General features: G+C 70.2%; 22 protein-coding genes and 2 pseudogenes. 12 read left to right on the top strand and 12 right to left on the bottom strand.

The genetic code is table 11. The features are described from left to right. The first annotated feature begins 13 nt into the window (after positions 1-13). From OG206_RS14685 to OG206_RS14665, 5 genes are all read left to right on the top strand, one after another. Positions 14-289, top strand: a complete 276-nt coding sequence (locus tag OG206_RS14685; RefSeq protein ID WP_327116113.1) for a MoaD/ThiS family protein — start codon at positions 14-16, stop codon at positions 287-289. Between the two features lie 467 nt (positions 290-756). After that, a complete protein-coding gene (locus OG206_RS14680) occupies positions 757-963 on the top strand; it encodes a cold-shock protein (protein ID WP_003967346.1) in 207 nt (68 codons plus the stop codon). Between the two features lie 320 nt (positions 964-1,283). Next, complete coding sequence (gene groL, locus OG206_RS14675; protein ID WP_327116111.1) at positions 1,284-2,906, top strand: chaperonin GroEL; 1,623 nt, start codon at positions 1,284-1,286, stop codon at positions 2,904-2,906. Between the two features lie 175 nt (positions 2,907-3,081). Continuing rightward, entirely contained in the window at positions 3,082-3,591 is a 510-nt protein-coding gene (locus OG206_RS14670; protein WP_327116109.1) for a DinB family protein, read from the top strand. Between the two features lie 128 nt (positions 3,592-3,719). Continuing rightward, positions 3,720-5,744: a glycosyl hydrolase family 28-related protein gene (locus OG206_RS14665; RefSeq protein ID WP_327116107.1), complete on the top strand. Its 2,025-nt coding sequence runs from the start codon at positions 3,720-3,722 to the stop codon at positions 5,742-5,744. A gap of 84 nt (positions 5,745-5,828) precedes the next feature. Here the strand turns inward: OG206_RS14665 and OG206_RS14660 are convergent, their stop codons facing one another. The 4 genes from OG206_RS14660 to OG206_RS14645 all read right to left on the bottom strand — a co-directional run bounded on the left by OG206_RS14660 (position 5,829) and on the right by OG206_RS14645 (position 9,075). After that, positions 5,829-6,386, bottom strand: coding sequence for an ATP-binding protein (locus tag OG206_RS14660; protein WP_327116105.1), 558 nt, complete (start codon positions 6,384-6,386; stop codon positions 5,829-5,831). Between the two features lie 170 nt (positions 6,387-6,556). Further along, positions 6,557-7,327: an anti-sigma factor gene (locus tag OG206_RS14655; protein ID WP_327116103.1), complete on the bottom strand. Its 771-nt coding sequence runs from the start codon at positions 7,325-7,327 to the stop codon at positions 6,557-6,559. Beyond that, the gene (sigK, locus tag OG206_RS14650; protein ID WP_327116101.1) at positions 7,324-7,905 is read right to left on the bottom strand and encodes an ECF RNA polymerase sigma factor SigK; all 582 of its coding nucleotides are present in this window, start codon (positions 7,903-7,905) and stop codon (positions 7,324-7,326) included. Before sigK ends, OG206_RS14655 begins: the two co-directional genes overlap by 4 nt. A 180-nt stretch (positions 7,906-8,085) precedes the next feature. Next, positions 8,086-9,075, bottom strand: a complete 990-nt coding sequence (locus OG206_RS14645; protein ID WP_327116099.1) for a hypothetical protein — start codon at positions 9,073-9,075, stop codon at positions 8,086-8,088. A gap of 204 nt (positions 9,076-9,279) precedes the next feature. Between OG206_RS14645 and OG206_RS14640 the strand changes: the two genes are divergently transcribed. The 3 genes from OG206_RS14640 (at position 9,280) to OG206_RS14630 (ending at position 11,496) form a co-directional block, all read left to right on the top strand. Beyond that, the gene (locus OG206_RS14640) at positions 9,280-9,411 is read left to right on the top strand and encodes a hypothetical protein (RefSeq protein ID WP_327116097.1); all 132 of its coding nucleotides are present in this window, start codon (positions 9,280-9,282) and stop codon (positions 9,409-9,411) included. A gap of 142 nt (positions 9,412-9,553) precedes the next feature. Beyond that, positions 9,554-10,273: a hypothetical protein gene (locus OG206_RS14635; protein ID WP_327122274.1), complete on the top strand. Its 720-nt coding sequence runs from the start codon at positions 9,554-9,556 to the stop codon at positions 10,271-10,273. A gap of 89 nt (positions 10,274-10,362) precedes the next feature. Further along, on the top strand, positions 10,363-11,496 hold the full coding sequence (locus tag OG206_RS14630; protein WP_327116095.1) for a glycosyltransferase: 1,134 nt from the start codon (positions 10,363-10,365) through the stop codon (positions 11,494-11,496). A gap of 144 nt (positions 11,497-11,640) precedes the next feature. On the opposite strand, the pseudogene OG206_RS14625 reads toward OG206_RS14630, so the two are convergent. Together OG206_RS14625 and OG206_RS14620 are read right to left on the bottom strand one after the other, a co-directional pair. Next, positions 11,641-11,835: pseudogene (locus OG206_RS14625) on the bottom strand (DUF397 domain-containing protein); the annotation flags it as partial. A gap of 2 nt (positions 11,836-11,837) precedes the next feature. Beyond that, positions 11,838-12,115 (bottom strand): annotated as a pseudogene (locus tag OG206_RS14620) (Scr1 family TA system antitoxin-like transcriptional regulator); the annotation flags it as partial. A gap of 156 nt (positions 12,116-12,271) precedes the next feature. Here OG206_RS14620 and OG206_RS14615 point away from each other — a divergent pair. Next, complete coding sequence (locus OG206_RS14615; protein WP_327116093.1) at positions 12,272-12,472, top strand: hypothetical protein; 201 nt, start codon at positions 12,272-12,274, stop codon at positions 12,470-12,472. Then, entirely contained in the window at positions 12,462-12,698 is a 237-nt protein-coding gene (locus OG206_RS14610; RefSeq protein ID WP_327116091.1) for a hypothetical protein, read from the top strand. The genes OG206_RS14615 and OG206_RS14610 overlap by 11 nt, the downstream gene beginning before the upstream one ends. 408 nt (positions 12,699-13,106) lie before the next feature. Here the strand turns inward: OG206_RS14610 and OG206_RS14605 are convergent, their stop codons facing one another. Next, a complete protein-coding gene (locus OG206_RS14605; protein ID WP_327116089.1) occupies positions 13,107-13,931 on the bottom strand; it encodes a hypothetical protein in 825 nt (274 codons plus the stop codon). A 922-nt stretch (positions 13,932-14,853) separates the two neighbouring features. On the opposite strand from OG206_RS14605, the gene OG206_RS14600 reads away from it, so the two are divergent. Together OG206_RS14600 and OG206_RS14595 are read left to right on the top strand one after the other, a co-directional pair. Further along, the gene (locus tag OG206_RS14600) at positions 14,854-16,935 is read left to right on the top strand and encodes a TOMM precursor leader peptide-binding protein (RefSeq protein WP_327116087.1); all 2,082 of its coding nucleotides are present in this window, start codon (positions 14,854-14,856) and stop codon (positions 16,933-16,935) included. Between the two features lie 103 nt (positions 16,936-17,038). Further along, positions 17,039-18,058 carry a SagB family peptide dehydrogenase gene (locus tag OG206_RS14595; protein ID WP_327116085.1) on the top strand — a complete coding sequence of 340 codons (1,020 nt, stop codon included), beginning with the start codon at positions 17,039-17,041 and terminating at the stop codon, positions 18,056-18,058. A gap of 81 nt (positions 18,059-18,139) precedes the next feature. Here OG206_RS14595 and OG206_RS14590 read toward each other — a convergent pair whose 3' ends face one another. From OG206_RS14590 to OG206_RS14570, 5 genes are all read right to left on the bottom strand, one after another. Then, positions 18,140-18,493 (bottom strand): PRC-barrel domain-containing protein, encoded by a 354-nt coding sequence (locus tag OG206_RS14590; RefSeq protein WP_327116083.1) that lies wholly within the window; start codon positions 18,491-18,493, stop codon positions 18,140-18,142. Positions 18,494-18,682: 189 nt separating this feature from the next. After that, positions 18,683-18,853 carry a hydrophobic protein gene (locus tag OG206_RS14585; RefSeq protein ID WP_327116081.1) on the bottom strand — a complete coding sequence of 57 codons (171 nt, stop codon included), beginning with the start codon at positions 18,851-18,853 and terminating at the stop codon, positions 18,683-18,685. Positions 18,854-18,990: 137 nt separating this feature from the next. Then, the gene (locus tag OG206_RS14580; protein WP_327116079.1) at positions 18,991-20,505 is read right to left on the bottom strand and encodes a PTS transporter subunit EIIC; all 1,515 of its coding nucleotides are present in this window, start codon (positions 20,503-20,505) and stop codon (positions 18,991-18,993) included. Positions 20,506-20,537: 32 nt separating this feature from the next. Then, positions 20,538-21,497, bottom strand: a complete 960-nt coding sequence (gene murQ / locus OG206_RS14575) for an N-acetylmuramic acid 6-phosphate etherase (RefSeq protein WP_327116077.1) — start codon at positions 21,495-21,497, stop codon at positions 20,538-20,540. Between the two features lie 77 nt (positions 21,498-21,574). Beyond that, a complete protein-coding gene (locus tag OG206_RS14570) occupies positions 21,575-22,492 on the bottom strand; it encodes a MurR/RpiR family transcriptional regulator (protein ID WP_327116075.1) in 918 nt (305 codons plus the stop codon). Between the last annotated feature and the right edge of the window lie 10 nt (positions 22,493-22,502).

Genomic DNA, 22,502 nt, shown 5'->3' with positions numbered 1-22,502 from the left:
AGGAAGGCACGACATGAGCGTCAAGGTCCGTATCCCCACCATCCTCCGCACCTACACGGGCGGTCAGGCCGAGGTCCCGGCCGAGGGCGCGATCCTCTCCGAAGTCATCGCGTCGCTGGAGCAGAACCACCCGGGCATCGGTGCCCGCGTCCTGGACGACCAGGGCAAGCTGCGCCGTTTCGTCAACGTGTACGTCAACGACGACGACGTGCGCTTCGAGGGCGGCCTGGACGCGGTGACGCCGGACGGCGCCGGCGTCTCGATCATCCCGGCCGTCGCCGGAGGCTGATCCCCGGCACGGTGCGCGGACCGGGGAGTGACGGCCCCCGGCCGTGCGTCCGGAGACTTCGCAGCGTGACCACGATGGCCCTCTCCGCAAGAGAAGCGGAGGGGGCCATTCTGCATGGTTGAGCGGGGTACAGTTGGGGAAGTCCCCGCCGCTGCCCGTGCCGCCCGCATATGAGAATGCGCCCGGCCACGACAAGAAGCAGCCAAAGTACGTGAACCTCTTGAGGCGTAAGTGGCCTTTGTCAGGCCCGACTTGCCCTGGAATCCTCCCGATCGTCCCTATCCGGGTGTTCCCGCATGCCCAGAATTCTCGTCCGATTGACCTGTTGCAGAGGGCAGTTGGGCAGATACATTCGGCCGCGGTCGACGCGTTCCGGCGCACGCCACCCTCTCCTGTCGGAGGGTGAGTTCTGACCCGGGCCCGCGAAGTGCGGTCTCGTGCAAGGGCCAGTAATAGGGGAGTTGGGCATGGCTCAGGGCACCGTCAAGTGGTTCAACGCGGAGAAGGGGTACGGCTTCATCGCGGTCGACGGTGGTGCGGATGTTTTCGTCCACTACAGCGCGATCCAGATGGACGGGTACCGCACCCTCGAAGAGGGTCAGCGAGTTGAATTCGAGATCTCGCAGGGCCAGAAGGGGCCGCAGGCGGACATGGTCAAGCTCGCCGTCGGCTGAGTTCGGCGCGGTCGGCCAACGACACCACTCACGCGCGTAGGGCCCGTTCCTCCACAGGGGGACGGGCCCTACGTGCGCCCGCGTGCGCCCCGGCCGGGGCGCGCCCCTCAGCGAGCCCCGGCCTGAGGCGCTTGCACTCGAGGGGGTCGAGTGCTAATCATTGGCGTTAGCACTCTCCAGGTGAGAGTGACAGAAACTTGGACCGGGCCGGTGAGGCCCGCAGGCTCAGCGGGGCAAGGAACCACTGAGCAGGCAGGCCGTCCGTCGCGGGCGCCTCTCGGTCCGGAGCAATCCACCCCTGTCCGGGAGGACCACTTCACATGGCCAAGATCATCGCGTTCGACGAGGAGGCACGGCGCGGTCTCGAGCGCGGGATGAACCAGCTCGCCGACGCCGTCAAGGTCACCCTCGGCCCCAAGGGCCGTAACGTCGTCCTCGAGAAGAAGTGGGGCGCGCCCACGATCACCAACGATGGTGTTTCCATCGCCAAGGAGATCGAGCTCGAGGACCCGTACGAGAAGATCGGTGCGGAGCTGGTCAAGGAGGTCGCCAAGAAGACGGACGACGTCGCCGGCGACGGTACGACCACCGCCACCGTTCTCGCTCAGGCGCTCGTCCGCGAGGGCCTGCGCAACGTCGCCGCGGGTGCGAACCCGATGGCTCTGAAGCGTGGCATCGAGAAGGCCGTCGAGGCCGTCTCCGCCGCTCTTCTGGAGCAGGCGAAGGACGTGGAGACCAAGGAGCAGATCGCTTCGACGGCCTCCATCTCCGCTGCTGACACCGAGATCGGCGCCAAGATCGCCGAGGCTATGGACAAGGTCGGCAAGGAAGGCGTCATCACCGTCGAGGAGTCCCAGACCTTCGGTCTGGAGCTCGAGCTCACCGAGGGTATGCGCTTCGACAAGGGCTACATCTCGGCGTACTTCGCCACCGACATGGAGCGTATGGAGTCGTCGTTCGACGACCCGTACATCCTGATCGTCAACTCCAAGATCAGCAACGTGAAGGACCTCCTTCCGCTGCTCGAGAAGGTCATGCAGTCGGGCAAGCCCCTGCTGATCATCGCGGAGGACGTCGAGGGCGAGGCCCTGTCGACCCTGGTCGTCAACAAGATCCGTGGCACCTTCAAGTCCGTCGCCGTCAAGGCTCCGGGCTTCGGTGACCGCCGCAAGGCCATGCTCGGCGACATCGCCATCCTCACCGGTGGCACCGTCATCTCCGAGGAGGTCGGTCTCAAGCTGGAGAACGCCGGCCTGGACCTGCTCGGCACCGCCCGCAAGGTCGTCATCACCAAGGACGAGACCACGATCGTCGACGGCGGCGGTGACAGCGACCAGGTTCAGGGTCGTGTCAAGCAGATCCGCGCCGAGATCGAGAACTCCGACTCGGACTACGACCGCGAGAAGCTCCAGGAGCGCCTCGCGAAGCTGGCCGGCGGCGTGGCCGTCATCAAGGCCGGCGCCGCCACCGAGGTGGAGCTCAAGGAGCGCAAGCACCGCATCGAGGACGCGGTGCGCAACGCCAAGGCCGCCGTCGAGGAGGGCATCGTCGCCGGTGGTGGCGTGGCTCTGCTCCAGGCCTCGGCCGTCTTCGAGAAGCTCGACCTCACGGGCGACGAGGCCACGGGCGCCAACGCCGTGAAGCTCGCGCTGGAGGCCCCGCTCAAGCAGATCGCCGTCAACGGTGGTCTCGAGGGTGGAGTCGTCGTCGAGAAGGTGCGCAACCTGCCGATCGGTCACGGCCTGAACGCCGCGACCGGCGAGTACGTCGACATGATCGCCGAGGGAATCATCGACCCGGCGAAGGTCACGCGCTCCGCCCTGCAGAACGCCGCGTCCATCGCCGCGCTCTTCCTCACCACCGAGGCCGTCATCGCCGACAAGCCGGAGAAGGCCTCTGCGGCCGCTCCGGGCGGCATGCCGGGCGGTGACATGGACTTCTGATCCCCGGATCAGCAGCTCCTGGCAGTACCCGCAGTATCCGTACGACGCCGGCCCCCGGGATTCGTCCCGGGGGCCGGCGTCGTATCTCTGTCGCGGCCCCCGGGGGCTGCTCCCGGGGCCGCGAGACGGAGCCGGATACTGAGCACTTCTTCCCCCTCGTGAAGGAGTGCGACCGGTGACCACCGACGTGCGTACAGGACCGCCCGCCGCGGGCGGCGAGCGCGAGACGCTGCGGGCCTTTCTCGACTACCAGCGCGCCACCCTCGCCATGAAGTGCGAAGGGCTGGACGACGAGCAGTTGCGGCAGCGGTCGATGCCCCCCTCGACGCTCTCGCTGCTGGGTCTGGTGCGGCACATGGCCGAAGTGGAACGGGCCTGGTTCCGCCGCGTGTTCGACGACAACGACGCCCCGATGGTGTGGTCGGACCGGATCGACTTCCAGGCCGCGTACGACGCGAGCGCCTCGAACCGGGCGGAGGCGTTCGGCGCCTGGGAGGCAGAGGTCGAGAACTCTCGCCGCATCGAGCGGCAGGCCGCGTCGCTGGACCTGACGGGGCTTCAGCCGCGCTGGGAGCGGGAGGTGTCCCTGCGCATGGTGATGGTGCACGTGCTGCTCGAATACGGCCGCCACAACGGCCACGCGGACTTTCTGCGCGAGGGTGTCGACGGGACCGTGGGCGCGTGAGGAACGCAAAAAAGTGACGTCATCTTGCATGCACTGAGCAGCGAGGCGAAATGTTCTCGCACGACTCTTGTGGTGGTGGTTCCGCGCGCCCTAACGTCGCCTCACCTTCCGAGAGAAACGGGCATGCGATGTCACGTCACATCACGGTCGCCGCGCTGACGGCCGCCGTTGTCGGACTGGGGGCGCTGACCGGCGCTCCCGCGGCCCAGGGTGCGCAGGAGAACCCCTCCGCGCCGTCGGCGCCGGTGGTGACGCGCGCGGGTCTCGACCCCGCGCTGGTCGCCGGCCGTGGTGCGGAGGTCCCGTTCGCCGAGCAGGAGGCGGAGAACGCCGCGACGAACGGCACGGTCATAGGCCCCGACCGTGCCGCGTACTCCCTGCCTGCCGAGGCCTCGGGCCGTAAGGCGGTCCGGCTGGTGCCGGGCGAACACGTCGAGTTCAGGCTGCCGAAGGCCGCCGACGCGATCACGGTGCGGTACAGCATCCCGGACGCCCCGGGCGGGGGTGGCATCACCGCGCCGCTGGATGTCGCGGTCAACGGCAAGAGGCGTTCGACGATGACGCTGACCTCGCAGTACTCCTGGCTGTACAACCAGTACCCCTTCACCAACGATCCCGATGCCGGGCTGCTCCAGCCCGGCTGGTGGATCACCGAGTGCGCATGCGTGCCCAGCGAGACGACACCCGCGCCGGTGATCTCGAAGCCGTTCAGGCCGAGCCACTTCTACGACGAGCAGCGCCTGCTGCTCGGCAAGCGGTACGGCGCGGGCGACACCGTCCGCCTGACGGTTCCGGCCGGCAGCCGGGCGGCGTGGACGGTCATCGACGTGCTCGACTCCGAGCTCGTGGGTCTTCCCCACGTCGAGCTGAAGGCGGCCAACGTGCTGCTGTTCGGGGCCGATCCCTCGGGACGCCGGGACTCGGCGGGCGCCCTGGACCGGGCGATCGCCTTCGCCAAGCGCAAGAACCTGCCGGTGTACGTCCCGCCGGGCACCTACCAGGTCAACCGCCACATCGTCGTCGACGACGTCACGATCCGGGGCGCCGGCAGCTGGTACACGAAGTTCAAGGGCCGGGAGATCGCGCTCGAAACCCCTGCGGCGGACGGCTCGGTGCACACGGGAGTGGGCTTCTACGGCAAGGACGCGGCGGACGGCGGCAGCCGCAACGTCCACCTGTCCGGCTTCGCCGTCGAGGGGGACGTCCGCGAACGCGTCGACACGGACCAGGTGAACGGCATCGGCGGGGCGATGAGCGACTCCTCCGTCGAGGGCCTGCACATCCGCCACACCAAGGTGGGCATGTGGTTCGACGGCCCGATGTCGAACCTGAGGATCACGGGCAACGTCATCGTCGACCAGATCGCCGACGCCATCAACTTCCACGGCGGAGTGACCGGTTCGACCGTCGCGCACACCTTCGTCCGGAACTCGGGTGACGACGGCCTGGCGATGTGGTCGGAGAAGCGCGCCAACACGGGCAACACCTTCGCCCGCAACACCGTGCAGAGTCCGGTGCTGGCCAACGGCATCGCGATCTACGGCGGTACGGACAACACGGTGTCCGGCAACCTCGTGGCCGACCCCGTCCGCGAGGGCAGCGCGCTGCACGTGGGCGCGCGCTTCGGCGCGGAGGCGTTCCGGGGGCGGCTCGACCTCACCGGCAACACGACGGTCCGGGCGGGGACGTACGAACTCAACTGGAGGATCGGGCTCGGAGCCATCTGGTTCTTCGCCCTGGACCGGGACATCGACGCCGACATCCGGGTGACCGGGAACCACTTCCTGGACAACACGTACAACGCGATCATGCTGGTCACGGACTGGCCCGTGAAGGACACGTACAAGATCCGGGGCGTGCAATTCAAGGACATCAGGGTGGACGGCACGGGGACGTCCGTGGTGAGTGCCCGCGCGGCGGGGTCGGCGACCTTCGAGAACGTGGACGCGCGCAACGTCGGTGCCGTGGGCGTCAACAACTGCGGGTCCTTCAACTTCACCGCGGCCGGTTCGGAGTTCACCCTGGTCGACCTCGGTGGCAACGACGGCGGTGGTACGACGGGGGACTGGCTGGCTCCCTGGCTGCTGCCGAACACGATCACCTGTGACGACCGCCCGCCGGTCGTCGCCCCGCCCGCGCCGGGAGCCTGGTGACGGGAGGGCCCGGCAGGCCGTGAGACGACCGGAGCCGGTACCCGGGGCGCATCCCCGGATACCGGCCGCCCGTGGGGCCGCGGGTCAGGCCACGGCGAACGCCGCGTGTACGCACTTGCCCCCGGACAGCGCCTCCGTGAAGACCCGGCCCCCGAGATCCTCGGCGATGTGCAGGCCCATGCCGCCGGTGCCGTCGCGGAGGTCCGGCGTCCGAGGGGCGGGAAGTGCGCGGGAGCGGTCGGTCACCGCGATGTCCAGGGCGCCGGATGCGGTGGTCAGGGTCAGCGTGCTCGGCCCGCGTGCGTGCCGGACGGCGTTGGTGACGAGCTCGGACACGATCAGCAGGAAGTCGTCGCAGCGCTCCTGCGTGAGGGACGGCCAGGACCTGTGGAGGAACCCGGCCGTCGCACGCCGCGCGTGCGAGGGCGCCTGGGGCCCGGTGGGGAGTGGGATCGAGAGCCGGCCCGCCGCGACGGGCGGCGGTGCGGGCGAGGGCGGTGGTGTGGTCACGGTGGTCATGGGATGTCCCGGCGAGGCGGCGCCGTGGCAGGCGCCGGAGGGTGTGGTGCCTGAGGTGACGACGGGGGTGTCCCGGGCCTGTGCCCGGAAGTCCCGTGTACGGCCGGGACGACGGTCGATCATCCCGGGCTCCTGCCCCGGATGCGGATCGGGGTCGTGAGCGGTGTTGCACAAGGGATTCGGAGGCACCCGGGGGAAGGTTTGGGGTGAATGAGAGAAAAAGGAGAGAAAGCTCGATCGGCAGGCCGATGGGAACCCCCTGCCCCCGGCCTGTGCGCGGCAGCGGGCTCGCCTCAGGTCGGCAGGGGGATCGCGCCCAGCGGGACCGTGGTGGGCCGGGTGGAGCCCCCGGCGGGCTCGATGGACAGGGCGACGGCCGAAGCGTTGTCCAACGTCCCCTTCAGAAAGGTCACTTGACGCCCCGGGTCCCGGCTGAGCAGCCCGGCCGGGACAGGGGTCCCGTCCTCCATGAACCAGGCTTCGTAGGTCCGTCCGGCCGGAAGCCGTGGCAGGCCGGAGACAGCGAGTGTGGCCGTGTCCTCGCTCCGGGAGAAGGTGACGGAGGCTGTGGCACCCTCGACCAGCCCTTGTGACGCCAGGCGTACGTCCGGCGCCGTGAGCACCTTCGTGAGGTTCGCCTGCCGCTGTTCGGCGTGCTGCGCGGCCGCTCTGGCGTCCGATGCCTCTTGGCGCTGCCACCCGGCGAGCCCCAGACAGGCGAGGATGGCGGCCACCGATGCCGCGAGCGCCAGGCGCAGGGCACGTGCCGGGCTGCGGCGGCCGCGCCGCAACCCGGCACGTGGAGCGGTGGCCTGCGGACCGTCGCCCGGATCAGGGTCCTGCGGTGTGGCGGCCAGCATGCCCAGGACGCGCTCACGCAGCGCGTCCGGCGGTGTCTCGGCGGTCGCCCGGCCCAGCAGCGCGGCTGTCCTCCGCAGGCCGGCGACCTCCTGGCGGCAGGACTCGCACCCTGCCATGTGCGCCTCGAACGCGCGGCGCTCCTCCTCGGGCAGCGCGTGCAGGACGTAGGCGCCCGAGGACTCATGGGGGTCGGTGGTGATCACGCCTTCACTCCCAGGCAGTCGCGGAGCCGGATCATTCCGTCTCGCAGGCGGGTTTTGACCGTGCCCAGCGGCAGGGAGAGCGACTGGGCGATCTCCTTGTAGGTGAACCCTCCGTAGTAGGCGAGGACGACCGACTCGCGCTGGATGTCGGTGAGTCCGCGGATGCAGCGGCGCACGCGCTGCCACTCCATGCGGGCCTCCACCTGCTCGCTCACCTCGTCGAAGGGGGTGGCCGTGCCCAGGGCCGCGGCTCTGCGCTCGCGGTCCTGGCTCGCCTGCGAGGCGCGCACCCGGTCGACGGCCCGGCGGTGGGCCAGGGTCATGATCCATGTCATCGCGCTGCCACGGTCGGGCCTGAAGCGCTTGGACGTGCGCCACACCTCCAGCAGCACGTCCTGGGTGACCTCCTCCGACTGCGCGGAGTCCCGCAGGACCCGGTGGACCAGGCCCATGACCGGACCGGCGACGGTGTCGTACACCTTCGCGAAGTCGTCCCGGTTGCCCGCGGCGGCGGAGACCATCAGCTGGTCCAGGTCCGGCTGATGCCGGACGTCCTCTCCGCGATCGACGGAACGCACCCGGGGTCCTCGCTGACTTCTCGACGTTGCGGGCGCCGCGACAGGCCAGGCCGCGGCGCGGAGCACTGATCACACGGCCGAAGCGCTGGGCCGTCTGTCGAATGTAGGCACCGCGCCGGTGACCGGGCCTCATATGGGCAGCCAAACGGTCGATACCGGCCGGTGAGCGGGCTGGTGCGGTCAGGACCGGTCGGCGCCCGGTCCCGTCGCGTCTGCGTCTGCCGGGGTACGGCCGGTGTCGGCCCCCGCACCTGCCCGGACCCCGCCTTCGGACGGCCGCGTGATCCCGCGCGCATGAACCGTGCGCCCCGACCGTGGTACGAGACCAGCCCGGACACTCGCCATCCGCTGCGGCACCCCGTCCATGGGGACGGTGCCGGGCGGCCGGGCCACGACACCCGCGCCCGCCTCCCCCCGGCAGACCCCGCAGAGCCCTCCGCGCAACGCCTCGGGGCTTCCGGGGGCACGGCACTCGCCGCATTCCAGCGCACGCAGCACGACGGCGCTCGGCCCCGGCACGTGGCGTTCCGGGGGCAGCTTGTCGACGAGCCGCCGACGGACGAGGGAGGCCGCGTGATGCACGGGGGACGGCAGGCCGTGGGTGAGGGCCCGCAGGGTCTCCGTCTCGGTGGCGCCCCGCTCGAACCATTCGGCGACCAGCGGTTCCAGGCTCAGGCAGTCCGCCGCCGACAGGCTCAGCGACGGCGCGGTGCGGCCGAGGGCCGCCAGCAGGACGAAGGCCCTTGAGCGCGTGGGGCGTTGGGGCTCCTGGGGTACGTCACCCCGGGTGAACGCGGCCCACCAGTCGTCGTCCCGCGCGGTGCGGGAGAAGAACGTCCGGGTCACCCAGAGCATGACGGTGTCGGTCGCGAGACACTCGCCGCCGCGGCGCAGGTGCCCGGCCGCCTGCAGGCGGTTGAGCGAGGTCCGCAGGGCGCACTGCCCGTACGGCAGCCACTTGGCCAGTGTCTTCACGGAGATGTCCGAGCCGTCCGGCAGCCGGTCGATGTAGGCGGCGACGGCGGCCTCGCGGGGCGGCAGGTGCGAGAAGTCGCGGGCGTCGCGCGGACGCTGGTCCGGGGCGGAACGCTTGCCGTAGCCCGGGTTCGCCATGGGGTGCGGGGGCTCGTACGGGGCGCAGGGGGCAGCACTAAGCTGTTCGACAGCCATCAGATCGGGTCCTTCGTCGATCTCGTTGGTCAGACCCTCGTCCGGTGTTGGCGCACCGACGGGGGTCGTCTGTTGTCCGGCACGCTAGAGCGTCACGACGCTCCGTTGCAAATCGCTCACGTGGGGTCAACTTTCCAGGTAGGGAGGGTGGGTGGGCACAGGCCCTCCACCCATTCCTCTGAAAGAGCGCTCGGACTCCAAGGCTTGAGCTCCGGGTCCTGCCCCGCAGTCCTTGGCCCGCTCGACCAGCGGGGCGAGGCCCTGCTCGGCCCGGCCGCGTTCCTCGGCGTGCTCGGTGTGGTCGGGGAACTGGGAGTCGGACGCGGACATCTCTGATGGATGCAACTCGGCGTCGATTCGTGGAACCGATTCGCTGATACAGGACCTGGACATTCAGGGCACCATTTGAAGATCGACCCGGCTCTAGAGTCCGGTGTGTCAGCAGGAAGCACCGCACCGACAGCCGCTGGAGATCATGATGCGCTCGCGACTCGCCGCCCGTTCCACCCGTCTCGTCCTGGCCGCCGCGGTCATGACGGCCCTTGCCGCCACCACCGCCTGCGGGTCCCAGAAGCCGACGGCGACGGGTGACTCCACCGCGCTCGCCGCCTCCTCCTCGTCCGCCCGCAGCGGGAGCGAGGCACCCTCCGGTGACGGCCCCTCCAACGACGGCCCGTCGACCGGCGGCGTCACTCCCGCCCAGGGGTCCAGCGGCGGCGGCTCCAGCGAAAAGAGCGGCTCCGGCTCCGCCGGCAAGGGCGGCTCGGGCGGCAGGAGCGGCTACGGGCAGTCCTGCGGCACCAACGACCTGGACTTCACGGTCACCTGGGAGTCCGAGCCCGAGGTCGACGGCTACTACCTCGTCGCTGCCAAGGCCAAGTCCGGCATCACCTGCTTCCTGGACGTCAACACCCCCAGCGTTTCCTTCGGCTCCGGCGTCGAGGGCGTCGCCTCCCCCGTCGGACAGGGCGGCGAAGACCCCATCAAGCTCGGCGGTTCCGCCGTCGCCTACACCGGCATCGACGCCAAGACCACCGACGGCGACGCCGGCGCGGAGTTCGGAAACGTCATCATCGCGGTCACCGAGGACGACCCCAACCCTGCCGAAGTCGAGCTCCCCGATACGGCCACCGTGGACAAGCCCGTCGTCACCAACTGGTCCACCCGGCGCGACGAGACCGTTCCGCGCATCATCTGAGTGCCGCGAGGGGCCGCCGGGTAGGCGAAGGCCTGTCCGCTCACCGGACACCGGATCGGGCGCCCCACGCGACGTCTAAACTGCTTGCCATGCGCATCATTTTTTACAACAACCCGCTGACCGGACACTTCCTGCCGCTGGTCCCGCTGGCACGTGCCATGCGAAAGCAGGGACACGCCGTGGCCTTCTGCTCCGCAGCCGGCATGGCCTCCGCCGTCGAGGCGCAGGGCTTCGAGCTGATCCCGGCCGGCCCCGCGACCGAGGTCACCCTGGCCGAGGTCACCCGCCGTACCGGGATCAACATGCTGGCGGCACCCACGCCCGAACTGGTCGGAGAGTTCTTCGCCGGAGCGCGTGTCGATCTCAGCGTGGAGGAGGCTCTGGCCGGGGCGAGGGAGTGGGCGCCCGACCTGATCGTCTCCGAGCACCTGGACTTCGTGGGTCCGCTCGTCGCCGCCGTTCTCAAGGTCCCGTCCGCCGTGGCCGCCGTGGACCCCGCGCTGGAGCCGGAGCTCCTGGCGGCCCTGGCATCGGCGGCGAGCTCGCGGTACCTCGAACGCGGTCTGCAGGCACCGGGCCACGCACAGTCCGGCGACTGGCTGCTGGACCTCTGCCCTCCCAGCCTCCAGCGCGACGGTGCACCGCAGGTCCTGGAGCGCATCCCGCTGAGGCCGGAGGCGCACAGCGCCCCTGAGGGCACGCCGCTCACGCCCCGCGTCCCGGGCACGGGCAGGCCTCGGGTGCTGGTCAGTTTCACCACCACCGGAGCGTCGGAACTCGGCCCCGTGCTCCAGTCGCTGAGTGCCCTCGACATCGACCTGGTCGCGACGACAGGTGGTGCCCCGACCGACGGCCTCGGACTGACTCCGGGACGGGTGGAACTGGTCTCCTTCATGCCGGCGGTCGAGTTGCTCGAAGGCGTCTCCGCCGTGGTGCACCACGGAGGTTCCGGCTCCACCTTCGGCACAGCGGCCCACGGCGTGCCGGCCGTCGTCGTCCCCGGAACGGCGGGGCAACAGCGCCAGGCGATGCGTGTCGAGGCAGCGGGGGCCGGACTGGCACTGCCCATCGGGAAGCAGGAGCCCGGGGCGATCGCAGCCGCTCTCGTCCGGGTGCTCGCCGAGCCCTCGTTCACCACCGGGGCACAGCGCCTCCGTGACGAGATCGCCGCCATGCCCTCGGCCTCCGAGGTGGCCGCACGCCTCATCGCCTCCCTGTCCTGAGCCGGCGCACCCACCGGCGTTCGTAGGCCGGGCCGGGGCTTGCCCGCTTTCCTCCCCGGCGTCCGGACCCCGCCCACCCGCTCTCCGAGATCGCCGCCGCGCACCGGGCGCTGGGAGCGGGGGTGTGCGGCCGACGTCCTGGCGGCGCTTGAGGTCCGCGACGAAGGCAGACCAGGCGGCGGTCCGGAACACGAGCGCCGGGCCGCCGGTCACTTTGGAGTCGCGGACGGGGACGGCGTCGGGGTGATCGGTGCTGATTTCGAGGCAGTCCCCGCCGTCCCCGCCGCTGTACGAGGACTTCTGCCACGTGGCGACTTCGAGGCAGTCCCCGCCGCTGGCTCCGCCTCCGTCTGAAGGAGTCCTGGGATCAGCAGAGGCGCGTACTCGCGGATCGTGATCGCCAGTGTCTCCGCCTCTGCCGCCTCCGGGTACTTCGACTGCTTCGGGGCCGCACAGTTCCGTACGAAGAAACCCTCCGCAGCCAGCACCTCGTTCGGCCTCTGCGAGGCGCACCCAGGTCGTCCTGCGCCAGACCTGCGGCCTCCCTGCGGTGGCGGATTTCGGCCCCGAGGAGGGCGCGAGGAGAGGACGCGGGGTCGAGCTTCTTGGGTCCTGGCACGGCGCTCCCGGTGGCACACGTGTGGGTGTTGGATCTGCGCGTCTTCCACGGTAGTCGCGAATTGGACACGCTGAGTAGGCATAGCCACTACTCAGCGTGGAAATGGGGAAGATCATGATGACGGCTACGGAACGGCGCAAAGAAGCAGCGGGCAGGGTGCGTGCTGCCGAGGACGCGGTGGTGCGGCTGAAGGCCGGCCTCGCGGGGGTCGGCGTGAAACTGCCGTCGCTGCGCATCGACCCGGTGTCGTGCGCGGGTGAGGAACCGGTTCCGCTCGTCGATCTCGGCCGGTGCACGCTCGACGTGGCGCTGCGGCTGAGCGCGCAGCTCGAAGCGGCGGCGGTTCATGAGCGTTGAAGGACTGGAGCCGTGTACGCCGGAGCCCGGAACGTTCGCTGTGGACAGCCGTGACGGCCGGGTGGGCCGGGTGATGGGCCGCGTCGGGCCGTACGTGCAGCTGCGTCCACCGGGCGGCGGGGCGGAGTGGGACTGTCCACCGGACGTCGTCCGGCCGGCCTCTCCGGGGCTCGTGCTGCGGGCCCGGGTGACGGAGATCAACCGGGAGGGCCAGCTGCCGCGATGACGGGGTGCCATCGGCGGTGCCCTCTCGCTCCAGGGTTCCGATCACCCGCCCGATCCATCCTGCGGGGACACTCTGCTCGGGCGCGTCAACTGGCGCACCTCACCTGAGTGGACGCAGCTCCCGACTCCCGTCAAGGCGGCGGCCATGCTGGGGGTCGCTCTCGCGGCGGGCGTCGTCGTCCTGGTGGTCGCAGGCTTGCTGTCCGACGCCCTGAACTGAGTGACTGATCCAGCCGCGGAGGCGCAGTAACTCGGTGAGGGGTGTCCGGGTCGAGCACCCGCTGGAGCGGCCTGCGACGCAGACCGCCGAAGTCCCGTACGTCGGACCGTGGCTGCGTAGTCGTGGGCCGCAGGATCTGGGATCGCCGCTTGCAACCCCGTCAAGCCGGGGTTGCAAGCGGACGAGTCGTCAGCGGACGTCGACGTAGTCGCCCGCGGCGCTGGTCGCCGACGTGGTGGAGGTGCCCGCGAAGGACCAGCGCCAGTAACCGTCGGCAGAGGCGGTGACCTTCGTCGACAGGTCCCCGTAGCTGTTGGTGTTGACCGTTTTGACGGTCTTGTATGTGTGGGTGCCCGCCTTGCGGAACTGCAGCTTCACCGGCTTTTCGGCGTAACCCGCGTAGGTGCGCTTGTCCCAGTTCGCGCGGGTCAGCTTGCCTGTGACCTTGAGGGGCTTGCCCTTGTGCACCGGCTCCGGTGAGGCGTTGACGGTGAGCTTGCCGCGCCTCAGGACGGGGTGCTTGGGCTCGCCGCCGTTGTTGTAGAGGTCCCCGTCCTTGGCCTCTAGCTGGACGGTCACGTCCCACGGGCCCGCGAGGGCGTTACGGGGCACGCCCCAGCCCGGATCGAGCTTGAAATTGAGCTTGCAGGTGGAGGTGGTGGCACTGGCCTTGGTGCACGTCGGGCGGCCGTGGAACGACCAGTAGTCGTCCCCGACCTCGCGGTCGATCCCCAGGAACGCCAGGTGACTGCTGATACCCGAGTTGTCCGAGGCGGTCACCGAGATGGTGAACGACTCGGTCAGGGAGGTGCCGAGGACGAGGGGCTTACCACCGTTCACGGACAGATTCTTGATCACCACGCCGGTCTCCGCCGCGTACGCGGCCGGGGCGGTGAGGGCGGAAGCGGAAAGTACCAGGACGCCGGTGAGAATGGCGTTTAAAGATCTTGTGCGCATGAATCCCCAGACGGTCTGAGCCGGCCGCAGACCGTGATTCCCCCCGGTCGCGGGCATGGCGGGTCGGCTGAGGGTACGTCACGCCCGAACGGCTCGGCCATCGGGGTACGGCCGTCAAGTCCCCACGCCTGGTGCACCGCGTCCGCGCCTTCCGCCAGGGCGTGAACGGCGGAGTCCTGTGAGACCGACCCGCCTCCGCGCGAAGGGCCGTCTCCCTTCAGTACGTGCGCGCTGCGATCGGGAAGCGCGCGGGTGAGGAACCGGTTCCGCTCGTCGATCTCGGCCGGTGCACGCCCGACATGGCGCTGCGGCTGAGCGCGCGGCTCGAAGCGACGGTGCGCTCGCAGCACCCGCGGACGCGGTCCTGCTGCCTGCCGGTGCCGACCGGCGCCACCACAGCGCGGATGAAGGCGCCGCTGCCGGGCCGCTGTTGTCGGCGGGCCAGTGAGGGTGAAGCGGGTCGTCCCGCCGGGCTCGACGGCTCCCCGAAGGGGGAAGTAGGCGGCCGCGTCAAGGAATCATCATGCCTTCAGCTGTTTCGTTGACCAGGTGGATCTCCGCTGGATGAATGGGTTTCGCGCCGGTTCCGATACGAGCCGGCGAATTCTTCAGCGAAAGAGAGAAAGTCATGAACAACGCACCTGTCGACATCTTCGAGGAGATCGTGACCGAGAACGCGGAGATGTCCCGCGTGGCGTGCTACTGCGTGCTCACTTCTGTCGCCATGGACGACGAAGACCAGGCCTGACCTTGTGTTTCCCGGCATGCCCAGCAGGCCGGGAAACGGGCGGGCCGACGGGCGACGTTCGGCGGCCCGCCCGCCGGCATTTCCTGATTCGGCGACGGTGTGCCACTTTTCTGAAAGGGCGCCGCGCGCCACAGATTTCATCCCACATGCGAGGCAGTAATGGCGATCCCTCACTCCCCCCTTATGGCGCGCGAGGACGTCCGAATATGGCGGAGCGGGAATCAGGTATTCGTGTGCAGCAGTGACACACCGCCCCTTCGGCTGCGCTCGGCGGTGGGGGCAGCCGAGGCCACGGCCGACGGCAGGGCATCGCTCGACGAGTTGTCTGACGAAGCCGTGGCGTCGCTCGTGCGCAGAGGCCTCGTGGTTCCGGCCGACGACCGTATGGCCCGGCATCGTGCGTACCGGGCGACGGCCGCCGGAACCCGGCGAGTCCATGTGGTCAGTGGCGACGAACTCGCCGGAGCCGTCAGCGCGGCGCTGTCCGAACTGGTCGCCCCGGCGCCCGCCGAGGATGCCGATGCCCTGGTGGTGTCCTTGGGAGCACCCGAGGACACCCTGACGAGGGTGACGACCCTGGCTGTCGCCGGGAACGCACCGGTCGTGGCGTACGCGGCCGGAGGCAGCCGACTGTTCCTTACCGTTCTGCGTCCGCCGCACACCGCGTGTCCCCTGTGTGTGGCGCTGCGCCTGCGGGCCACCCGCCCCGACCCGGCGTTGGGCGACCTCCCGATCGACGTACTGCTCGGCACCGGCGGCGGCGGACCGTGGCCCAGTGCCTCGGCGAGCGCAGGCATCATCGCGCACCGCGCGCTGCGCGCGGCCGGACGGGCGGCGCCCGAGGCGGAGCCGGCGGAGCTGCTGGAGCTCGACCTCGACTCCCTGGAGCGGATCAAGCATCCGTTGCTGCACACGCCGTTGTGCCCGGCCTGCCGGGAGCACATCGAGGCACCCGCACCGCCGGTACTGCCGGGCCCCCACGACGAGCCGGCCGACCTGTCCCCGGCGCTCAGCGCGGTCCGGATGGAACGGGCCCTCGACCCGCTGACCGGGATCTACGCCGGGGTGCACGTCGTCGCGCACGACACCACCGAACCCGTGTCCGGCCAGTTCACGGCCTGGGTCACAGGAGGAACCGACACGCGCCGGTTCTCGCCGGTCCGTTCCGGTGCCACGGGAAGCGCCACCAAGCGCAGCGAGGTGTCCGCCAGGGTGTGTGCGATCGGCGAGGGTCTGGAGCGCTACTCCGCAGGCATCTATGACCGTGCGCGTTTCATCCGTGGCTCGTTCGACGCGCTCGGGCCGATGGCTCTGGACCCGCGGACCCTGCCCCTGGGTTCGGCCGCTGAGTACGCGGCGGGGGCAGCCGGGACTCCCGCACCCTTCGCCCCCGACCGGGAACTCGACTGGGTGGTCGGCGGCGAACTCGCCACCGGGCGGCACCGTCTGGTCCCGGCCGCGGCGGTGTATCTGCCGTACCGGGCGCCCGGACCCGGCGAGCGGCTGCTGCACCCGATCTCCACCGGGTGGGCGGCGGGCAGCAGCCTCGCCCAGGCGCTGCGTGGCGGGCTCCTCGAAGTCGTCGAGCGGGACGCCGCGGCCGTCTTCTGGCTGAACCGGCTCCGCGTCCCTACCGTCGACTGGCGCCAACTGCCGCCGGGGCCCGCCCGCACCCAGCTCGACAGGATGGCGGATCAGGGTATCGACGTCCTCGTCAAGGACGTCACCACCGATCTCGGCATCCCGTCCGTGATAGCGCTGGCCCGCTTCGACACGGGCGCGGGACCGGCGGCACTCTGCGGATTCCGCGCCGACGTCGACGATCAGGCCTGCATCCTGGGTGCCGTACAGGAACTGGGGCAGATAGTTTCGGCGTACCTGCGCCGGCCCGAGGGCGGCTACACCTCCGAGACCGGAGACATGCGCCTGCTGTGGGCTCACGCCACCCACTACTGCCACCCCGACCGGGTCCGCCTGCTCGACTTCATGGCGGAAGGCCCGGTGCGCGCCCCTCTCCCCGCATCCACCGACGGGCCGGTCACGGACGACGCGGCAGCCGCGCGGTGGATCGTGCGGCGCCTGGCCGAGGCCGGCCACCAGCCCATCGCCGTGGACGCGACACCGGTCGACGTCGCGGAGTGCGGGGTGACGGTCGTGAAGGCTGTGGTGCCGGGCTTGCAGCCCCTGTCCTTCTCGCCGACGTTCAGGTACCTCGGCGGCCCCCGGCTCTTCGAGGCTCCGGTCCGGATGGGTCTGCTCTCCGGACCACTCACCGAGGACAGCCTCAACCCGCACCCGTTCCCGATCGGTTGAGCGGTCCGTGCTCGCGGCACTCCGTCCGATCACGGCCGTACGTACAGCGGCCCGCGTCCCCTCCCGCCGCGCCTTCCCCGCGCCCATCCCCTGGAGGCAGTCCATGCCCGTCCCCATCCACTATCGGCGCAACCCCTGGCTCCTGCCGGAGTGGAGTGACGACGAGCGGCTGGTGGTCAACGATCCCCGTGCGGAGCGCACGTTCACCGTGGACTCCTTCCTCCTGCGCCTGCTCAACCGGCTGTCCGTGCCGGCACCGGCCCGCGACCTGGACCACGGGGGACGTTCACCGGACGAGTTCGACGCTCTCCTGCAACGCCTGGTCGACGCCGGGCTGCTCCGTGCGCAGGCGACTGCCGGGGAAGGGGACGGGGACGACCCGCTGAAGGACTGGTCCGACGGAGAGATCGCCATGCTCGCCCGAGGGGCGTACGCCGGACGACCGGACGGGCCGGTCGAGACAGTTCCTCCCCAGCCGCTCGTGCACCCGGAGAGCAGAGGGACCGTCAAGCTGCCGGTCGACTGCCGGAGAGCCAGCAGGCCGCTCGCCGAGGTGCTCTCGGACCGGCGGAGTGTCCGGACCTACGGACCCGAGCCTCTGACCCTGGCCGAACTGGGAACCTTCCTGCACCGGGCCGCGCGGGTACGCGCGTACACCGGGCCGGCCGAATGGCAGATGACCACCAGGCCGAGCCCGGCAGGCGGGGGCCTGCACAGTCTGGAGCTGTACCTGATAGCGCGTGACGTCGAGGGCCTGGAGGCCGGCAGTTACCACTACGACCCGGTCGCGCATGTCCTGGAACGCCTCACGGACTGGACCGGGCGACTCGCGGCCATGCAGCGCGAACTCGTCTGCGAACCGATGCGCATGACCGACCCGCCACAGGTCAGCTTCTACATCGCCTCGCACCACGCGCGTACGCGGAAGTACTACGGCCCGATGGCGCTGCGCCTGATCCACCAGAACACGGGATGCCTGCTCCAGACGCTCTACCTGACGGCTGCCGACCTCGGCCTCGCTCCGTGCGCCACCGGACTGCTGGAACCCGAGCCGGGAGCCGAGTTCCTGCCCGAACCGAAGTCCGCGTTCGTGCACACCGGCAACTTCGCGCTGGGCCGGTGACCGGAATGACCGCATCACACGAACAGCGGGGCCGGCTCCGTATGAGGAGCCGGCCCCGCCTCTGATCGCGGTGCGCGGGGATCACATGATCCGGTAGCTGTCGTAGTAGCCGCCTATCTGGGCGTGATAGGCAGGATCACCCGCGTGCTTGTGCTTGTCGAACTCGGGGGAGTCCTTGATCTGGTCCTTGGTCAGGTCGACGAACACCGTGCGGTGTTCCGTGTCGATGCCCTTGACGGTGCCTGCCGGAAGCAGGACGTCCTTGCCGAAGATCCAGACACCGGTGTCGACGACCAGATAGGCGGAGCCCACCTCGTCGGAATGCTTGTCGACCTTCCCGATGCTCCCGTCCGTCGCCTCGACCGAGTATCCGGTCAGGTCGGCGCCCGCGGTGTGCCCGGTCGAAGGCTGGTAGCCCCACAGGTTGTCGCTCATCATTGGCTCCTTCCTCGACGGTTCGTCCGGCGCGGCGCATCTCATCGAAATGGGGATGAGAGCCGCTCAACATATCGGCTGCCCGCGCTTTTCCGGTCCACACATCGAATGTGCGACGCATGCGGAAAACGCGGGTGGCGCGGGACCAGAAGGTCCCGCGCCACCCGCGTCAGTGCTGGTAGAAGGCGTCTACCAGCGGTACCAGCGGCCACGCTTGCCGCCGCCGGAAGCCGGTCGGACAAAGAATCCGACAAGCCACACCACAAGTACGATCACCGCGATCCACCACAGTGCCTTGAGTGCGAAACCGGCACCGAAAAGGATCAGGGCGAGAAGAAGAACGAGAAGCAGGGGAACCATTGTTATCAACCTCCGAAGCCTCTGGTGCCCGGCAATCCCCTGCCTACACACAGATGTTCGTACGGAAAAAATCTTCGGCACTTCTCGTGGGCACCGGAGTTCCGGGCGCCCCTGCCGGTCCTCTGCGGAAGGGACGCTCAGACTCCGGCGGGTTCCTTCTCCGGGCTGCCGCCCGCACCGGTCGCCGTGCCCTTGCCGGTGGCCGCGACGGTCGACGGGGCCGGTTCCTGGGAGACGTTGAACTCCGCGAGCAGGGACGTGCTGAACCCGAAGAAGTACGTCGCCACGAAGCCCGCGACGTAACCGGCCAGCAGGCCGCCCGCGTAGATCGCGATCGTGGAACCGAGGCCGTGGTTGCCGTCCAGGAGCGGGAACAGCGCCCAGCCGGACGGGCCGATGGCCGTGGAGCCCACGGAGTCGCCGAGCTGGTTGAACAGGCCCACGAAGCCACCGCCGAACGCGCCGCCGACGCAGGCCGTGATGAAGGGGCGGCCCAGGGGCAGTGAGACGCCGTAGATCAGGGGCTCGCCGACGCCCAGCAGGCCGGCCGGGAGGGCCGACCTGATGGTCCGGCGGATCGACTCGTTGCGGGGCAGGCGGAGGTAGACCGCGGCTGCCGCGCCGACCTGGCCGGCTCCGGCCATCGCGAGGATCGGGAGCAGGACGGTGAAGCCCTGCTGTTCGATCAGCGTGGTGTGAATGGGGATCAGGGCCTGGTGCAGGCCCAGCATCACCAGCGGCAGGAAGAGGCCGCCCAGCAGGAAGCCCGCGCCGGCGCCACCCGTGGAGAGCAGCCAGTCGGCGAACGTACCGATGGCGGTGGACACCTCACCGGCGACGTACATCAGGCCGAAGATCGTGACGAGGCCGGAGATCAGCACCGTGAGCGTCGGAGTGACGAGGACGTCCAGGGCCTCCGGTACCCAGCGGCGGCACCACTTCTCGACGTACACCGCGAGGACCGCCGCACCGAGCGCGCCCAGGACACCGCCCTGGCCGGGGGAGAGGGTCTGGCCGAAGGCGTGGATGTTCGCCACACCGGGGAAGACGATGATCGCCGCCACCGCGCCGCCGAGGATCGGGGTACCGCCGAACTCCTTCGCCGTGTTGTAGCCGACGAACACCGCGATCAGCGCCATGAAACCGGAGGCCATCGCCGCCAGGGCGGGGGTCACGGACGGCAGCCAGCCGAGGTTCACCAGCAGGCCGTTGAGCCCGGCGATGATGCCGCAGCCGATCAGGGCGGGGATCAGCGGCACGAAGATGTTCGCGATCCTGCGCAGGAACATCTTGAACGGGGTGGCGTTCCTGGCCTTCTGCTGTGCCTTGAGCGCCGCACCCTTGTCCGCCAGCTCCTCGGCCGTGTGGACGGCGGGCGCCTCGGAGGCGCGGCCCTCCTCGACCAGCTGCTCGAACTCCGGCGTGACCCGGGCGACCGTGCCCGGGCCGAGGACGATCTGGTAGGTGTCGTCCTCGACCACGCCCATGACCGCGGGGACGGCCTTCAGGGCCTCGTCGTCGACGAGGGAACGGTCGTGCAGACCCAGCCGGAGCCGGGTCATGCAGTGGGCGATCGAGCTGACGTTCGCAGCGCCACCGACGAGCGGCAGGATCGCGGCGGCTGTGGCGCGGTTCTTGTCTTCAGTGGTCATGGTGGTGCCTTGCTGTGCGGGGAAGTGGTGCGTCAGGTGGTGCGGACGGCCGCGAGGGCGGCGCGGAGGTGGCCGTCGGACTCGGCCAGGAGCGTGCCGGCGGTGGGGCCGTCGACGTCGCCGAGGATGGTGAGGATGGCGTTCTTCACCTCGCCGTCGGTGGCGGCGAGCGCCGCCTCGATCTCCTCGTCGGAGGCGCCGGTGGCCAGGGAGACGATCCGTCGGGAGCGGGCGCGCAGCTTCTCGTTCGACGCGCGTACGTCGACCATCAGATTCCCGTACGTCTTGCCGAGCCGGATCATCGTGATGGTCGAGAGCATGTTGAGGACGAGCTTCTGCGCGGTGCCCGCCTTGAGGCGGGTGGAGCCGGTGAGCAGTTCGGGGCCGACGACGATCTCCAGGCCGTGCTCGGCGGCCGCGGCGAGCGCCGAGTCCGCGTTGCAGGAGAGGCCGAGGGTGAGAGCCCCCTTGCCGCGGGCGTGCTCGACGGCGCCGATGGCGTAGGGCGTGCGGCCGGACGCGGAGATCCCGACCACCGTGTCGTCGGCGGTGAGGCCCAGTGCGTCGAGGTCGGCGGCGGCAAGTTCCTTGCTGTCCTCGGCACCCTCGACGGCCTTGACCATGGCGGAGGGGCCGCCCGCGATCAGGCCGATGACCTCGGACGGGTCGGTGTTGAAGGTGGGCGGGCACTCGCTGGCGTCGAGCACACCGAGGCGGCCCGCGGTGCCGGCGCCCGCGTAGATCAGCCGGCCGCCGCGCCCCATGCGCTCGGCGGTGGCGTCGATCGCGGCGGCGATCTGCGGGAGCTTCTCGGCGACGGCGGCGGGGACGGTGGTGTCCTCGCCGTTCATGATGCGGGCTATCTCCTGCGTCGGGAGCTGGTCGATCTCGGCGAGCTCCGGGCGGTAGGCCTCGGTGGTGAGGGTGGCGAGCTGGGCGCGCAGCTCGCCGTAGCCGTCGGCGGCGGCGTTCGCGTCGGTGGTGGAGGTCATGGACAGCGGCTCTGCTTTCTCGTTCTCGTACGGTTCCGCGGGTGCGGGTGCGGGTGCGGGTGCGGGTGCCGGACGGGTCAGCGGGTGCGCGGGGTGTGTCGGTGGGCGAGCGCCTCGTAGGAGGCCGACAGTGCGGGCGCGGCCGTCTCGTACGTGCGCTGGGCGACGCCTATGAACAGGCAGTCCACGACCAGCAGCTGGCTCGTGCGGCTCGACATGGCGGCGGGCCGCAGCTCGCTCTCACGGGCGGTGGAGGTGGTCAGCACGTGGTCGGCGTACTGCGAGACGGGGCCGTCCGGACGGCCGGTGATCGCGATCGTGGTCGCACCGCGGTCGAAGGCCACGCGCAGCGGCTCGATGACGTCGCCCGTGGATCCGGAGTGCGTGATCGCGATGGCCACATCGCCGGAGCGGAGCTGCACCGCGTTGGTCACCGCGAGGTGCGGGTCCATGTGGGCGTGGGCTATCAGACCGATGCGCAGCAGCTTCTGGGCCAGGTCCTGACCGACGAGCGAGGAGGCCCCGATGCCGTAGATGTCGATGCGGCGGGCGGTCGCGGCGGCGGCGACGGCCGCACCGAGCTGTACGGTGTCGAGACCGGCCGCCGTGTCCGCGAGGGTCTGCTGCTCGTCGTAGGCGAGCTTCGTGACGACGTCCGCGATGGGGTCGTCGACCGCGATGTCGGCCGTGACGGCGGGCGCCCGGCCGGACTGCTGGTGCGCGGCGAGCCCCGCGAGTGCCAGGCGCAGGTCCCGGTATCCGGGGTATCCGAGGAGACGGGCCGTGCGGACGACGGTGGCCTCACTCGTGCCGGTGAGCTCGGCGAGACCGGTGACGGTGAGGGCGGCGCACCCGGCGGGGTCCCCCGCGACGGCTTCGGCGACCCGCTGCATGGAACGGGTCATGGACGGGGCGAGGGTCCGCACCTTGGCCGCGAGGGCCGCGGGCGCGGGCGGAGATTCGCCGGTGAAACTTTCCTTCACGTCATGGGTCACATTTGAAAGA

It is taken from the genome of Streptomyces sp. NBC_01341 (assembly GCF_035946055.1).
In the GTDB taxonomy this organism is placed as follows: Bacteria; Actinomycetota; Actinomycetes; order Streptomycetales; family Streptomycetaceae; genus Streptomyces.
The sequence above is the reverse complement of the archived record's forward strand: the minus strand, read 5'-3'. Positions and strand labels throughout refer to the sequence as shown.

Bases quoted from the DNA above. Each gene is read 5' to 3' on its own strand.
- OG206_RS14685 (WP_327116113.1), top strand. From the start codon at position 14: ATGAGCGTCAAGGTCCGTATCCCCACCATCCTCCGCACCTACACGGGC.
- OG206_RS14680 (WP_003967346.1), top strand. From the start codon at position 757: ATGGCTCAGGGCACCGTCAAGTGGTTCAACGCGGAGAAGGGGTACGGC.
- groL (WP_327116111.1), top strand. From the start codon at position 1,284: ATGGCCAAGATCATCGCGTTCGACGAGGAGGCACGGCGCGGTCTCGAG.
- OG206_RS14665 (WP_327116107.1), top strand. From the start codon at position 3,720: ATGTCACGTCACATCACGGTCGCCGCGCTGACGGCCGCCGTTGTCGGA.
- OG206_RS14660 (WP_327116105.1), bottom strand. From the start codon at position 6,386: ATGATCGACCGTCGTCCCGGCCGTACACGGGACTTCCGGGCACAGGCC.
- OG206_RS14645 (WP_327116099.1), bottom strand. From the start codon at position 9,075: ATGGCTGTCGAACAGCTTAGTGCTGCCCCCTGCGCCCCGTACGAGCCC.
- OG206_RS14635 (WP_327122274.1), top strand. From the start codon at position 9,554: ATGCGCTCGCGACTCGCCGCCCGTTCCACCCGTCTCGTCCTGGCCGCC.
- OG206_RS14630 (WP_327116095.1), top strand. From the start codon at position 10,363: ATGCGCATCATTTTTTACAACAACCCGCTGACCGGACACTTCCTGCCG.
- OG206_RS14610 (WP_327116091.1), top strand. From the start codon at position 12,462: ATGAGCGTTGAAGGACTGGAGCCGTGTACGCCGGAGCCCGGAACGTTC.
- OG206_RS14605 (WP_327116089.1), bottom strand. From the start codon at position 13,931: ATGCCCGCGACCGGGGGGAATCACGGTCTGCGGCCGGCTCAGACCGTC.
- OG206_RS14595 (WP_327116085.1), top strand. From the start codon at position 17,039: ATGCCCGTCCCCATCCACTATCGGCGCAACCCCTGGCTCCTGCCGGAG.
- OG206_RS14590 (WP_327116083.1), bottom strand. From the start codon at position 18,493: ATGAGCGACAACCTGTGGGGCTACCAGCCTTCGACCGGGCACACCGCG.
- OG206_RS14585 (WP_327116081.1), bottom strand. From the start codon at position 18,853: ATGGTTCCCCTGCTTCTCGTTCTTCTTCTCGCCCTGATCCTTTTCGGT.
- OG206_RS14580 (WP_327116079.1), bottom strand. From the start codon at position 20,505: ATGACCACTGAAGACAAGAACCGCGCCACAGCCGCCGCGATCCTGCCG.
- murQ (WP_327116077.1), bottom strand. From the start codon at position 21,497: ATGACCTCCACCACCGACGCGAACGCCGCCGCCGACGGCTACGGCGAG.